The following is a 13,044-nucleotide window of genomic DNA, read 5'->3' as shown; positions in this document are numbered from 1 at the left end:
AACTCCTGAGAAATATATTTAGTAAATTAAGTTTGAATTAGTGATGTTCTTCTACTGCCATGCCCATATAGACAACAGTGAGAACCATAAATATAAACGCTTGTAATCCGACAATTAATATATGGAACAATGCCCACGGAACACTTAACGCCCATTGCATCCACCATGGCATTAGTGCGATAAGAATAAATATCATCTCACCCGCATACATATTGCCAAATAGTCGCAGACCTAATGAAATAGGTTTTGAAATTAGTGTGACTAATTCAAGAACCAGGTTCACCGGATATAACAAAGGATGTGAAAATGGCTGAGTAGTCAGTTCTTTAATAAATCCTTTTATGCCTTTATGTTTAAAGGTATAACCAAGGACTAGAATAAATACTCCTAACGCCATTGACATGGTGACATTAACATCCGCTGATGGTAGGTCTCTAAAGTGACCAAGTCCTATTGCTCGGGTAAAGGCTGGAATAAAATCGATAGGTAATAAATCGATAGCATTCATCAAGAATACCCAAACAAAGATAGTCAGAGCCAATGGACCTATTAGTTTATCTTGTGCTTGGAAAATTTCTTTTACCAGTCCGTCGACAAACTCAAACACCAATTCAACGAGACATTGCAATCGGCTAGGAACCCCACTTGTCGCCTTGGAAACCGCATAGCGAAAGCCTACGATAAAGACGATACCCAGTAACCAAACCATCAACATTGAGTCTAGGTTTATGCCCCAAAAACCATCACCCGAAGTCCAGAACGTCAAATGGTGTTCAATATAGTCATGTGCTGATTGAACGTTTTCCATTACGCTTTCCTCTGTAGTTCAATGGTTTGCTGATCTTTAAGCATTGGACTGATAAAGAAACCTAATACCGTAATGCAATATCCGGCTAATACAGTAACGTTACTCAGTTCCATAAATCGAAATGTCAAAATGAACATCACTATGGTGTAGATCATCTTGATATTGCGACTCAAACGCATCAGATCTTTTAAATTTTGTTGCGGCTTATATTTAGCTTTTAGCGACGCGAATATCATGCCTATGAACGGAGGTACAACTGCAATAATCACCCCGATTAACGCCGATTCTATATCTAGTTTGTCTTTAAAAAAGAGCTCGTAGAGTATAAATACCGACCCAAGCATCAACTGGCTGTATAATATCCGCTTCCCAGCTAGCATTATATCTTCGCTGGGGATACTAGCTTGCATCAGCAATCCTTAATTGTATTTAAAACATATTGATAAATTTAATTACCTACTAAATTAATTAATGGATAACTAAATTTATCATCGACGCAAAATGTAGTTATTTATCTACACAGCTTGCGAGAAGAAAGATACACCCAACAAAGTGATAATATAAATAATAATTAGCGAAACTTATCATTTCATTTTTGGAGGATTTATTTATTTGTATTCCATTAATGATCAAGCTACGTTTATATAGTAAGCCAATACTTACAGACTAACTTATTCACAAGGATGTGAACTCTTTAGTTATTTACATTTAACCTTTACTATTTTTTGATAAATACACTTATCAACTTAGATTATATTTGCTTAATTATATTTCACTCCTTGATCGTTTATTCTTCCCCACCCAACAGAATAGACTTTCAAGGAGTGATTTTTTTATTTCTAGTCCTTATAAATTTTCCTTCTACCACCACGCTTCGTTAATGTAACGCTTTGTCACTCAAGTTAACTACATTAGTAACAACCTAGCGACAAATCACTCAACAATCCCACCGCCAACCCTTATATATCAATGCCTTAATATGTTTTTATACATTCTTACATTTGTTCATTTTCAAAAATAGAAAGTAAGATATCAGTGATAGAGATCACATAGAGAAGTGCTATAACACTAATACTGATTATCTTGTAAACAATATTACTCATGGATACTCTCTTTGTATTTAAGATTTATCTCATTTACGGACTAGCATTTATAACGCTATTTTTCGCGATATTACTGCGCGATATGTCCAGCAGTGAAATAAAAATTGCTAAAGTTCTTCCTTACTTAGGCATTTCTGGATTGGTGCTTGGCTTCCATGAGTGGAGCGAATTGTATCTTGCTATTTACCAACAAGAGTTCGTCATTACGAAACCGATGGAAGTACTACTTCTATTAAAGTTTGTTATTGCCTATCTTCCTTTAAACCTATTCGCATGGAAGATGACCGAACTTCTAGATGCCACTATTGCTAAAACCGTTCGCCGTGTCTGGTTAGGCCTAGCGACTCTCTTACTCGCGGTTTCCTTCTATCAGTTTTCTACTCAGGATTTTTACGCCTTTACCATTAGCGCCACTCGCAACGCACGACTCCTTTTTAGCTTGATCGCTAGTTGTGTTGCAGGGGTTGGTCTTGCGTTGTATTCAAAACAGTTAGAAGAACAAGATGTTCCCAACCATCTGTACTTCTTGCTATCTGGCATTGCCTTTTTCATATACGGCCTCGGCAGCGCCCTTGTTTTTGCTCAGTATGGAGCTTGGGTCTTGGTCTTCCGCTGTGTTGGTGCTGTCATGCTATTGGCAACACTGTGGCAAGCATTGAAGATGTTTGATCTCGAAAGAAAACAACAAATAGAAGAGGCACTATCACTGTCTTTACAAAATCAGAAGTTAAAAGAGCTTGGAGAACTATCTTCAGCCATCGCCCATGAAATAAAAACACCTATTAGCAGTGCTCTTATGAGTTGTGATTTGTTAGAGCAGAATCGCGAGAACCAAGAAATCGCAGACCGTCAAATCGTCCGTATACGTCGAGGACTTGAGCGAGCGGCTTGCATAAGCCAAGAAGTACTACGTTACTCACATCAGCACAGTATTGAGCGGGAGCGAGTGCATGTTGAGAGCATAGTGAATGCCGCTCTCGATATGCTTCGCTACCGTCTTGCTCAATATGACCTGACGTTAGATATCGACCCTAAACTCTATGTCAGAGGCGATAAAGCCTTGCTTGAAGAAGTCGTTATCAACCTTGTATCCAATGCTCTTGATGCCAGCGCCAATCAACGCAAGCTGGCCATCAGAGTTCAAAAAGATCATGACAAAGTGTCATTGAAAGTACGCGACTGGGGTACAGGAATGTCCCCTAAAACCTTAGAGAAGGCGACACAACCTTTCTTTACCACTAAACCAAAAGGCAAAGGTACCGGTATGGGCCTTGCCCTCGTTAAACAAATTGCCACACAACATAACGGCTCTATTACATTCTCGAATGTTTGCCCGGGGCTACTTGTTGAGTTCAAACTACCAGGAGTTAAATAATGAAACTGCAACTACTTTTAGCTGAAGATGATACGGACTTAAGAGAAGTATTGGAGGAAGCATTGTCACTTGAAGGCTTTGAAGTCACCGCCGTCGATAATGCCGAAGATGCTCTTGATCTCGCGAAAGAAAAGACGTTTGACCTAGCCCTATTTGATGTGGTGATGGGTGGAATCACTGGCATTGATGCGCTGACAACACTACGCCGATTCCAACCCAATATTGGTGTAATTGTCACTACCGCATTTGCTACGGTAGACCTTGCGGTTGACGCCATGAAAAAAGGCGCTGATGAGTTTCTGACTAAACCATTTAACCTTTCCGCACTCTCCGTCACACTCAAACGTGTTCATGCAGAGCGCTCTCCTAAGGACGTGCAAAATGCCGAGTCTCGTGACCAAGTATTCAGCGCACTATCGAACCCAATTCGCCGCACCGTAGTGAGACAACTAAAAGTACACCACAAAATTAAGTTCATGGATCTATGCCGAATTGTCGGTATCGAGGATCATACGAAATTCAACTTCCACTTAAGACAACTTGTAAACTGTGGACTAGTAACTAAGGACAACGGCAAGGTATACACTTTAACTACTTTGGGCCAGCAGGTTTATACCAGCATGCTTCAATAAGTTCGACAAACAGTAATCAGTTCTTGGTAGGCACTTCTATCGCGAGAGTGCCTACTCGATCTTACAGGAGCCATTTGTGTGCTTTCGAATAGAGAATAATCACTCAGATAACTCTGAAATTGCCTCCTGTAATTCCTCTTCAGCATCCGCTAGTTTGCGCTCCTTTTTTTTGATTTTTTTCTGATCACCCTTAGCTTTTGCTTGCTCCAGATCTTGAGCTCTTTCCGCTACCTTTTTCTTCTTGCTCTCCACTTTCTGCATTCGTTCCTCATAGAGCTTTTCATCAGTGCAGTAATTTTGAACATTCTCTATGGCTAATTCGAGGCTTTGGATCTCATGAGTGTTGTTATACTTTTTAGCATATTCCAGCTTGGTTTTGAGTCGCTGCTCTTTGGCCGCACACCCCGTCAACGCTTCTTGGGCAGACACACTGCCACTAACGGCTACGGTAAGTGCTAGCAAGGTCAATGTCATTTTTCTCATAGTGTACCTCAATAGATTATGTCTCTTAGAATTCGGATAAAGAAACTAGTGGCATAAAAAACAAACACCATTTAGCTTAACGCTAAGATACTACATGTAAAGATTAATTATCTAAATTGGCATAAATTGGAGCCATGCGCCCAAAATGACGCATGAGTGCATACACATGACGTATTTTTCTATCAATCGCATACTGCTTATAAATACACTCTAGATATTCATAGGTTCACGTTCACGGACAAAACACAAACTGTACAACACTGGAACAACCAATAAGACAATCGGTAACGAAAACAATAAACCATAGCCTAATGTTAACGACATCGGCCCCATATAAACGTCAGTGCCACCGATACCGTAAGCGAGTGGTAATAAGCCCACTACTGTTGTCAGCGAGGTTAATAATATTGGGCGCAGTCGACTTACGGACGCCTCTATAACCGCATCAACACCACAATTTCCATCAGCTCTTAGTTCGTTGATTCGATTAATGAGAACCAAAGCGTTATTCACAACGACTCCAGTCATTCCGAGTACCCCTATCAGCGCAAATAAAGACAACGCTTGAAAGTGCACAACCAATGCCATCAACGATGCAACAACAGCAAATGGAATCACTGCCATTACTAAGAGTGGTTGTAGTAGCGAATTAAACATGATTGCGAGAACGAAATAGATCGCCACCATAGCGGAAGGAAAAGCAACAATAAATCCACTCATGGTTTCATTAGTTTTTTCCGCTTCGCCGCCAATATCAATAGTTACTGTAGCAGCGTATTTACCCTGTAGTTCAGTAAGTAACTCGTTCGACAGCGCTACTGAACTTAGGGCATCATCCGTTATCTGTGCTGTTACTGTCACTTCTCGCTGTCCATTGTAATGTTTGATCAGTCTAGGGGAGTCAATTTGCTCTACTCTTGCCAAACGACTCAAAGGGACTTGTTTTCCATCTGAGGTATAGATCTTTGTTGTCGCTAACTTTTCTAGAGATCGGTAGTCTTCATTTAAAATCATACGGATATCGACTTCTCGGGTGCTTAACCAGGTGGAAGTGATTTTCTCGCCATCAAAGGCAATACGTAGTGTATTGGCAAGGTCCGCTACCGTGAGTCCATATTTCGCTAGCCATGTGTGCTGTGGCACTATTTTTAATTGAGGATCTTTTAAGGCTTCACTGTTAGTAACATTCGCAAGACCAGAGTGCTCGGCTAACCATTTAGATACCAACTCGACCGCTTGTTGACGATCATGCTCCAATCCTCCCAAGACACGTACTTCGATAGGCTCTCCTGGAGGCGGTCCTCCTGCATCAATGGAAAACTTAACAAACACCTGGTCACTGTAACTGGCAACCTTACGATTCAGTTCAGCGACGATCTCATCTGCTGTGCGCTTTCGTTGGCTATAATCACTCAAGTTGATTCGACCTGTACTCACTGGCGATTGATAAGTCATTTCAAAACTTTCGAGTTCGTCTACGGGTAGTGACTTTATTGCCTGCTCGATTCTCGCATGCATTACGCGAACATTTTCTAACGAAGTTCCCGGCTTTACCTCGGTATGTACCTCTACATATTTTGCAGCTTGTGAAGGAAAGATATCTAATTTAAGAGTCATCACAAGACTCATCCCAGCTAATGCAACAACGATCACCGCGGTAATAACAGACTTTTTGTAGCGAAGACATTTGGTCAACATCCGCTGATACCAGCCAGCTACCTTAGTGAATTTGCCTGAAGTAGCACGCTTTGATTCTAACGATCCAGAAAGGTGTGCAGGTAAGGTGAAGGTACATTCACCAAGAGAAAACAACAGTGCGGTAATAACCGTAATTGGGATAACGACAATCACTTTCCCCATAATGCCAGGAATAAACACCATCGGAATGAATACCAAGGCCGTGGTCGTCAAGCTGGCCAAAATAGGCTTAATGACCGCTTTAGTTCCCTCAATTGCAGCTTCAACTCCCTGTTTCCCCGCCTCTTTTTGTTGATAAATGCTTTCGGCAACAATCACTGAATCATCAACAATGATTCCTATAACTAACAACAATGCCGCCAAGGTAATACTATCGAGATTCAGCCCAAGCATCGGCAATACGATCATGACACCCAATATGCAAAATGGAATTGAAATAGAAACCCAAAAAGCAACTTGTCTTTTAAGTACCATGCTCAAAACTAGTAATACTAAGAGCAGGCCAATAGCACCGTTAGTCGACACGATAGTAAAGCGATTGCTCATGTCATCAGCGAGGTTCATTCCATATTGGAAAACGAACTGCCCCTGGTACGTAGTTTGTTCTTGCTCTAGCAACGCTTTGATACTGGCGACCGTTTTAGTGATATCCGCATTGCCGCTGTTAGAGATATCGAATAACACCGCATCTTGACCATTGATCACTCCTTGTTGCGTCGCTTTCGCAAAGGTATCAATCACTTGTGCAACATCGGAAACTTTCACTATAGTGCCGCTAGGGAGCGCCTTAATAACGATATTTCCAATTTCCTGCGCCGATTGCACTTGAGTCATCGTGATCAGCTTTTGCTCGCTGTTTTTAGCACGTACCATTCCGCCCGATTGTGACAAGTTCGACTGAACAATTGCATTACTTATCTCGGCAAACGTTAATTGATAACGACTCGCCTTTGTTGGATCAATCTCTACCCAAAACTCTCGCTCGCTATACCCAGAGAGTGTGACGGTTTGAACACCTGAGAGTGCGCTTATCGCACGTTCTAAGTGGTACGCATACTCTTGTAACTCTCCATTCCCTTGCGTCTCGCCAACAGCACTGATGCCGAACGATAGAACAGAAAATGAAGATGTTTGCTTTTGAGTCACTAGTGGCGGGTTAGTGATATCTTTCGGTAAACCACTCACTCTATCGACGGCTTGTTGAATATCGCGCATAACTTGTGTGGAATCGACATCTGGAAGAAACTCCAGTTCTATTGCAGAAAAGCCATCCACAGATTGAGAGGAAAAAAAGTTAATACCTTTTACCGTGCGTAACTCTTTCTCCAATGGATTAGTAACATTGACTTCAACATCGGAAGCCGTTGCTCCTGGGTAATGGGTCGTCACCTCAGCGGACTCGAAGGCAACATCGGGGTATTCTTGCAGTTTAAGAGTGTATAGTGAAATCACTCCCATCATTAATACCATAATCGTAATAATTCGGGCGAGAAACGGGCGCTGAGCAAAATAGGAGATTAAAGAAAACATGGTCAAAATCGCCTCTTATTTCACTGAAGTTGTGATTTGCGAAACATCGGTCGTGGCATACATCGACATACCTGGTATCAGCTTAAAATCAGCATTTTTTATATCAACTTCAATCGGATAAGCCATATGCTGAACATCCATTTCCACTCCTATACGAGCAATGGACGACACCACTTTTTGCTCTGGACTTGTCTCTGCCCAAAGTTCTATCGACTGCCCCACCGATAGCAAAGACATATCATGCTCACTAGCTAACAGACGTACCGTCAACGTATCAATATTCACAAGTCGATAAAGCAAATCACCTTGGTTTACCCAAGCACCAACTTGTGTATCACGGCTCACCACAAAGCCTTCGATATCGGCTCGGATACTTGTCTCTTCGAAGTTTTTCTGAGCAATATCAAGTTCAATTTGTGCCAGCTTAACTAATGCTTTGGCATTGAGGTAATCAGCTTTGGCGATATCAAGCTCATTGACAGATAAGTTGTTGTTTTTAATAAGCTCTTGATAACGTTCGTATACGGAACGTTTGAGTTTGAGCTCCGCTTGTGCTAGTTCCAAATTGGCCGTAGTGCGTGCTAGTTCAAACTGAAAGTCTTGCTTTTTGATTTCAGCTATAACCGTGTACTGCTGAACCTTATCACCGACCTCTACGTCCATGGTTTCAATTACGCCATTGACTTCGGCAACCACATTTACCGATGACAAACTGACAGTTTGCCCAATTAGTTCTATGGCTTGAGCCCAAGGCGCCACCAGACTTAAAGCCAAACAAACTAATGATTTTGGTGTTTTCATATCACACACTCCCTTAGTAAATAAGAGCAGTGTGCAGGAGTCGATGTCGAGTTTTTGTCAAAGCGGTTTTACAACTTAACAATCGCGTTTCGACAAAAAATCGACACAAATTTGCTATCATCAATTCACGCTATTGAATTGGAAACATATATGAGTGTGTTATCTGGCAGCCAGATCTTAGTCGTAGAAGACAATGAAGAACTACAAGGCATATTGGCGGACTTTCTTGAAGTCAAGCAAGCGGAAGCGGACTTCGCAAGCAACGGCGAGTTAGGCCTATCGCTTGCTTTATCTCATGCGTTCGATGCCATTATTCTAGATGTAATGATGCCAAAAAAAGATGGAATGCAGGTGGCACGAGAACTGCGCCTTAAAGGCTGCACGACACCTATTCTTATGCTGACAGCACTAAATGGGCAATCTGACCTATTGACCGGTTTCGATTCTGGAGTTGACGACTTTCTCACTAAGCCATTCCAGTTTCCTGAACTCGAAGCCAGACTTACCGCGCTAATTAAACGCTATCGTGGTCAAGTTGCCAAAAGCATGCTTAGATTTGGCGATATTGTTATTGATGAAAAAAGCCATCAAGTGACACGACAAGGCGAAAACATAGAGTTAAGCCCAGCGACCTATCAAATACTAGTCGCCCTAGTAAAAGCTCAAGGTGAAGTGGTATCGAGAGAGTCATTAATTCAGACTCTTTGGGGGGAAAATGTGCCCGATAAAGACGTATTACGAAGTCATATCTATTTACTGAGGAATGTCTTAGATAAGCCGTTCGACTTTCCATGCCTGATGACGGTACCTAAATTTGGCTTCAAACTGGTAATTCAATGATGAAAAGGTCAAAGTCACAACCTAGTTATTACTCCATAAAACAAGTCAAAGCTCGCTTGTTACGAACCTTCTCTCTCATCGCTTTGGTCACTTCTTTTCTGGTCTTCTTTGCCTTTTCGCTTCACTTGGCTCTGGAGGAAGACGACCAGATCGAACATCACCTAGTCTCATTTGAAGAAATTGCTCAATCCTACTATCAACTTCGCCAAGTAAATCAGGCTCAGCTCAGTAAAAGCGTTACCGCGTATTTTGATGCTAATATGCTACCGAAAAGAATCGCACGACAAGGGCCTTTCCCATTAGGAAAAGTAACGAAATACAATACCTTCCTCGAAGATGGCTTTTTGGTCTATCACACCAAGTTTCAGTTTAACGAGCAAACTATTCCGCTTTACCTCACCATTGATTCGAGAGCGATGGACTTTGGAGATGACTCTTGGGACACATTGATGATCATTTCAATGCTACTGATGGTCTTTCTGATTTTTGTCTTGCGGTTATCGCTGAAAAGGGTCTTCGACACATTAATGTCGCCAATCTCATCCCTCAGCCACCAACTCGCAAGCAACCAAGACGGAGCATTCTCTATCACAGAGCATTCAATTTTAGAGCTGCAAACACTCACCGAGCATCTTAATAGTTACACGCAAATGAAAGAGCGTGTCGCCAAACAAGAGCTTATGTTTGCCAAATATGCGAGCCACGAGTTGAAAACGCCCATTGCCGTTGTATTGGGTGCCGCCAACCTACAGGCAATGAAACAAGATGAGGCTTTTCAAACCAAGCAACGTGAACGCATACTCAAAGCAGCGAACGGTATGCAACAGACCGTGGAACTGCTACTAAACATCGTTAAACAAGAAAATGCGAGTCCCGATAGCTTATCGACCAAAGTCACTGAACAAGATTTGGAGCTAGCAAAATACTATTCAAGTGCTTCAAAAGACACAAAAGTAACGGTGCAGGTCGAAGAAGGGACAGCGGTTAACCTACCATTGATAGCCGTGAGAATGATAGTCGGAAATTTGCTAGACAATGCCATACGTTTTACAGCCAAAGGGGAGGTTTCCGTCCGTATCTCATCTCAGGAAATTTGCATTACTGATAACGGCAGTGGACTGAACAATAATAACGATATTGAGCATGGGCTGGGGCTGCTGATTGTTCATCGGATCGCAGAAAGCTATGGCTGGCAATTTACACTTTCGAACAATATTAACGGTAATGGATGCTGCGCGAGACTCATACGGATTGATAGCTAGACGCAAACGATAGGAACCAACTCGTTCCTATCGTTACACGATCATCACCCGTAATCCTCAGTTGTCGCTAGATTGCTTGACTAGATCTGGGAACTGTTCGAACAAAAAGTCTAAGAACAAGCGAATGCGTTTGGGTTGATATTTTTTACTCAAATAGACCACGTTCAAATCCGCACTTGATACCGTTGTCGACGCATTGAAGTTTTTCATATAACCGTTAAGTACTGTTACCAAACGACGATGGTTAATGTCTGCCTGAACATCCAATAGTGATTTAAGAGCAATACCCGCTCCCTCTAACGCCCATCGACGAATCACTTCACCATCATCTGAAAAACGTTTGGGCGTTACCGTAATGGATTTTCGTTGGTCATTTTCTCGAAAGTGCCACGTCTTTAACTCTTCGTTATGACGCAACATCACTAAACAATCATGTCCAACCAAATCTTGAGGGGTAATAGGAGTGCCCCGCTTTGCTAGGTATTCTGGCGAGGCACACAACACACGGCGACTGGACGCTAATCTGCGAGAGATGAGGTTACTATCTGCCATTTCCCCATAGCGAATGACAATATCCATACCCGATTCGTTAACGTTCGACAGGTGGTCATTGAGGTAGAGATAAGGAATGACGTCAGGATAGCGTTCTGAAAACTCATTGAGAATGGGTACAATGTATTGTTTGCCAATGTCTTTTGGCGCAGACACTCTCAGCGCGCCTTTTACCTCTTTAACGCCACTTTGGATAATATTTTCCACTTCATTAACGTTATCCAATATATCCAAGCAAGCTTTGTAGTAGAGTTCTCCTGAGTCAGTTAACGACACGTGGCGAGTGCTTCGATTAAGCAGTTTAACGCCATAACGCTCCTCCAAAGCCTGAAGCCTAGCCGTCATTGAGGCTGGCGACAATCCAAGGTCTCTGCCCGCAGCCGCTAACCCTTGGTGCTTAACAATGCTCGCGAACATCTCCATATCTGAAAACTTATCCATAGGCACTCCATTATTTAACCAATCCGAATAATGATTTCGTATTTTACCCAATTATAAAACTAAGTCGAATAAATATAATGGGCGTTATCAAATGAAGTCATCGAATTGGGAGAAACAATAATGAACCGCGAAAAAACAACTTACGTCATTCTAGGTGGCACCTCAGGTATTGGAGAAGCTATCGCTCAGCTCGTTAATCACGAAGAGAATATCGTCCATATTGCTAGTCGCTCAACTGGTCTAGATATCAGCAACGAGAAAGAGATGCACTGCTACTTCGAATCCATCGGTGCTTTCGACCACCTTATTGTCACTGCAGGATCAGCGGCGCCTGCAGGCAAAGTAACCGATGTAGCCATTGACGATGCTAAAGGAGCATTTGACGTCAAATTCTGGGGCTCCATCAACGCTGCAAAACAAGCTGCTCGCTTTATCAAGCCAAATGGCACCATTACGTTTACGACGGGCATGTTATCTCGAAAAGTCGTTCCTAACACTTATGCAAAAACCGCGATGAATGCCGCACTAGAAGCCGTGACAAAGATCTTGGCTAGAGAACTAGCGCCAATTCGCGTCAATGCCGTCAGCCCTGGCTTAACAAAAACCACCGCATACAAAGGGATGGATCAAGCAACCCGCGATACCATGTACGAAAATGCCAAGAACAATCTACCTGTTGGCAAAGTTGGTGAAGCGCAAGATGTCGCAAAAGCGTATTTGTTTGCTATCGAAAACACCTATATGACTGGCGCCATTATTGATGTCGATGGCGGCGCGTTAATCAACTAAGTCAAAACCAAGCCTACTCTTATTACAGGTATTCAACATGAAGCTTTATATCTATGACCATTGCCCGTTCAGTGCACGTGTTCGCTACGTGGCGGGAATGCTCAACTTATCACTGGATATTGTCACACTAGATTATGACGACGATACAACTACAAAAAATATCATCGGCAGTAAGCAAGTTCCTGTGTTTGTCACAGGTAGCGGAAAAGCCATGGCGGAGAGTCTCGATATCATCGGTTATCTGCTCGACTTAGCAGATTCGGCAGAAAACAGTACGCCATCTCAAGACGTGATGAGATGGCAGAAGGATGCCTTCTTACCACTGCAGAAAATTGGATATCCACGTTGGAGCGCCTTGCCACTCAAAGAGTTCTCCACCGCCAGTGCAAAAAAAGCATGGCGTACTAAAAAAGAAACCTATGAGCTTAATTTCAACAGCTTGTTAGAAGACACATCGCAGATCGCCTCACAAGCAGAGGTGCTGATCACTCAGGCGAATGAACTTCTCCAACTAGGTACCGGAAGTCGCAGGAAATTGGTGGACGAGGCTATTGTATTTTCCATTTTAAGAGGCTTTTTCAGTGCACCTGAAGTGCGCTGGGAGCCAAGTGTTGCCGATTGGATGGTCACTCAAAGTCAAAGTACTCAGGTGAAGTTACTCAACAACGAACAATACCAATAACTCCGAAATTCAATATTTGTGGCCTTTGCCAGTCACGACGAAGGCTAC

General features: G+C 42.5%; 12 protein-coding genes. 6 read left to right on the top strand and 6 right to left on the bottom strand.

Features of this window, described 5'->3' with window-relative positions:
* Positions 1-37 precede the first annotated feature (37 nt).
* Positions 38-808 carry a F0F1 ATP synthase subunit A gene (gene atpB / locus VME0621_RS23665; protein WP_006070151.1) on the bottom strand — a complete coding sequence of 257 codons (771 nt, stop codon included), beginning with the start codon at positions 806-808 and terminating at the stop codon, positions 38-40.
* Positions 808-1,218: an ATP synthase subunit I gene (locus VME0621_RS23660; RefSeq protein WP_006070152.1), complete on the bottom strand. Its 411-nt coding sequence runs from the start codon at positions 1,216-1,218 to the stop codon at positions 808-810. Before VME0621_RS23660 ends, atpB begins: the two co-directional genes overlap by 1 nt.
* 691 nt (positions 1,219-1,909) lie before the next feature.
* Here VME0621_RS23660 and VME0621_RS23655 point away from each other — a divergent pair.
* Positions 1,910-3,286, top strand: a complete 1,377-nt coding sequence (locus VME0621_RS23655; RefSeq protein WP_006070154.1) for a sensor histidine kinase — start codon at positions 1,910-1,912, stop codon at positions 3,284-3,286.
* Positions 3,286-3,918 carry a response regulator gene (locus VME0621_RS23650; protein WP_006070155.1) on the top strand — a complete coding sequence of 211 codons (633 nt, stop codon included), beginning with the start codon at positions 3,286-3,288 and terminating at the stop codon, positions 3,916-3,918. The genes VME0621_RS23655 and VME0621_RS23650 overlap by 1 nt, the downstream gene beginning before the upstream one ends.
* A gap of 99 nt (positions 3,919-4,017) precedes the next feature.
* Here VME0621_RS23650 and VME0621_RS23645 read toward each other — a convergent pair whose 3' ends face one another.
* The 3 genes from VME0621_RS23645 to VME0621_RS23635 all read right to left on the bottom strand — a co-directional run bounded on the left by VME0621_RS23645 (position 4,018) and on the right by VME0621_RS23635 (position 8,430).
* Positions 4,018-4,401, bottom strand: coding sequence for a DUF1090 domain-containing protein (locus tag VME0621_RS23645; protein WP_062461947.1), 384 nt, complete (start codon positions 4,399-4,401; stop codon positions 4,018-4,020).
* 210 nt (positions 4,402-4,611) lie between these two features.
* Positions 4,612-7,629 carry an efflux RND transporter permease subunit gene (locus tag VME0621_RS23640; protein WP_062461945.1) on the bottom strand — a complete coding sequence of 1,006 codons (3,018 nt, stop codon included), beginning with the start codon at positions 7,627-7,629 and terminating at the stop codon, positions 4,612-4,614.
* A 15-nt stretch (positions 7,630-7,644) separates the two neighbouring features.
* Positions 7,645-8,430 carry an efflux RND transporter periplasmic adaptor subunit gene (locus VME0621_RS23635; protein WP_062461943.1) on the bottom strand — a complete coding sequence of 262 codons (786 nt, stop codon included), beginning with the start codon at positions 8,428-8,430 and terminating at the stop codon, positions 7,645-7,647.
* A 150-nt stretch (positions 8,431-8,580) separates the two neighbouring features.
* On the opposite strand from VME0621_RS23635, the gene VME0621_RS23630 reads away from it, so the two are divergent.
* Entirely contained in the window at positions 8,581-9,270 is a 690-nt protein-coding gene (locus VME0621_RS23630; RefSeq protein ID WP_062461940.1) for a response regulator transcription factor, read from the top strand.
* On the top strand, positions 9,267-10,532 hold the full coding sequence (locus VME0621_RS23625) for a sensor histidine kinase (protein WP_062461937.1): 1,266 nt from the start codon (positions 9,267-9,269) through the stop codon (positions 10,530-10,532). Before VME0621_RS23630 ends, VME0621_RS23625 begins: the two co-directional genes overlap by 4 nt.
* 57 nt (positions 10,533-10,589) lie before the next feature.
* Here the strand turns inward: VME0621_RS23625 and VME0621_RS23620 are convergent, their stop codons facing one another.
* Positions 10,590-11,525, bottom strand: a complete 936-nt coding sequence (locus tag VME0621_RS23620) for a LysR family transcriptional regulator (RefSeq protein WP_038230823.1) — start codon at positions 11,523-11,525, stop codon at positions 10,590-10,592.
* Between the two features lie 120 nt (positions 11,526-11,645).
* Here VME0621_RS23620 and VME0621_RS23615 point away from each other — a divergent pair, with 120 nt between their 5' ends.
* Both VME0621_RS23615 and grxB read left to right on the top strand, forming a co-directional pair.
* A complete protein-coding gene (locus VME0621_RS23615; RefSeq protein ID WP_062461934.1) occupies positions 11,646-12,314 on the top strand; it encodes an SDR family oxidoreductase in 669 nt (222 codons plus the stop codon).
* Positions 12,315-12,351: 37 nt separating this feature from the next.
* Positions 12,352-12,996 carry a glutaredoxin 2 gene (gene grxB, locus VME0621_RS23610; RefSeq protein WP_006070163.1) on the top strand — a complete coding sequence of 215 codons (645 nt, stop codon included), beginning with the start codon at positions 12,352-12,354 and terminating at the stop codon, positions 12,994-12,996.
* The last annotated feature ends 48 nt before the right edge of the window (positions 12,997-13,044 follow it).

It is taken from the genome of Vibrio mediterranei, assembly GCF_900088415.1.
Lineage (GTDB): Bacteria > Pseudomonadota > Gammaproteobacteria > Enterobacterales > Vibrionaceae > Vibrio > Vibrio mediterranei.
The sequence above is the reverse complement of the archived record's forward strand: the minus strand, read 5'-3'. Positions and strand labels throughout refer to the sequence as shown.

What these genes read in the sequence shown, in the direction of transcription:
- atpB (WP_006070151.1), bottom strand. Translation starts at nt 808, where the DNA reads ATGGAAAACGTTCAATCAGCACATGACTATATTGAACACCATTTGACG.
- VME0621_RS23660 (WP_006070152.1), bottom strand. Translation starts at nt 1,218, where the DNA reads ATGCAAGCTAGTATCCCCAGCGAAGATATAATGCTAGCTGGGAAGCGG.
- VME0621_RS23655 (WP_006070154.1), top strand. Translation starts at nt 1,910, where the DNA reads ATGGATACTCTCTTTGTATTTAAGATTTATCTCATTTACGGACTAGCA.
- VME0621_RS23650 (WP_006070155.1), top strand. Translation starts at nt 3,286, where the DNA reads ATGAAACTGCAACTACTTTTAGCTGAAGATGATACGGACTTAAGAGAA.
- VME0621_RS23645 (WP_062461947.1), bottom strand. Translation starts at nt 4,401, where the DNA reads ATGAGAAAAATGACATTGACCTTGCTAGCACTTACCGTAGCCGTTAGT.
- VME0621_RS23640 (WP_062461945.1), bottom strand. Translation starts at nt 7,629, where the DNA reads ATGTTTTCTTTAATCTCCTATTTTGCTCAGCGCCCGTTTCTCGCCCGA.
- VME0621_RS23635 (WP_062461943.1), bottom strand. Translation starts at nt 8,430, where the DNA reads ATGAAAACACCAAAATCATTAGTTTGTTTGGCTTTAAGTCTGGTGGCG.
- VME0621_RS23630 (WP_062461940.1), top strand. Translation starts at nt 8,581, where the DNA reads ATGAGTGTGTTATCTGGCAGCCAGATCTTAGTCGTAGAAGACAATGAA.
- VME0621_RS23625 (WP_062461937.1), top strand. Translation starts at nt 9,267, where the DNA reads ATGATGAAAAGGTCAAAGTCACAACCTAGTTATTACTCCATAAAACAA.
- VME0621_RS23620 (WP_038230823.1), bottom strand. Translation starts at nt 11,525, where the DNA reads ATGGATAAGTTTTCAGATATGGAGATGTTCGCGAGCATTGTTAAGCAC.
- VME0621_RS23615 (WP_062461934.1), top strand. Translation starts at nt 11,646, where the DNA reads ATGAACCGCGAAAAAACAACTTACGTCATTCTAGGTGGCACCTCAGGT.
- grxB (WP_006070163.1), top strand. Translation starts at nt 12,352, where the DNA reads ATGAAGCTTTATATCTATGACCATTGCCCGTTCAGTGCACGTGTTCGC.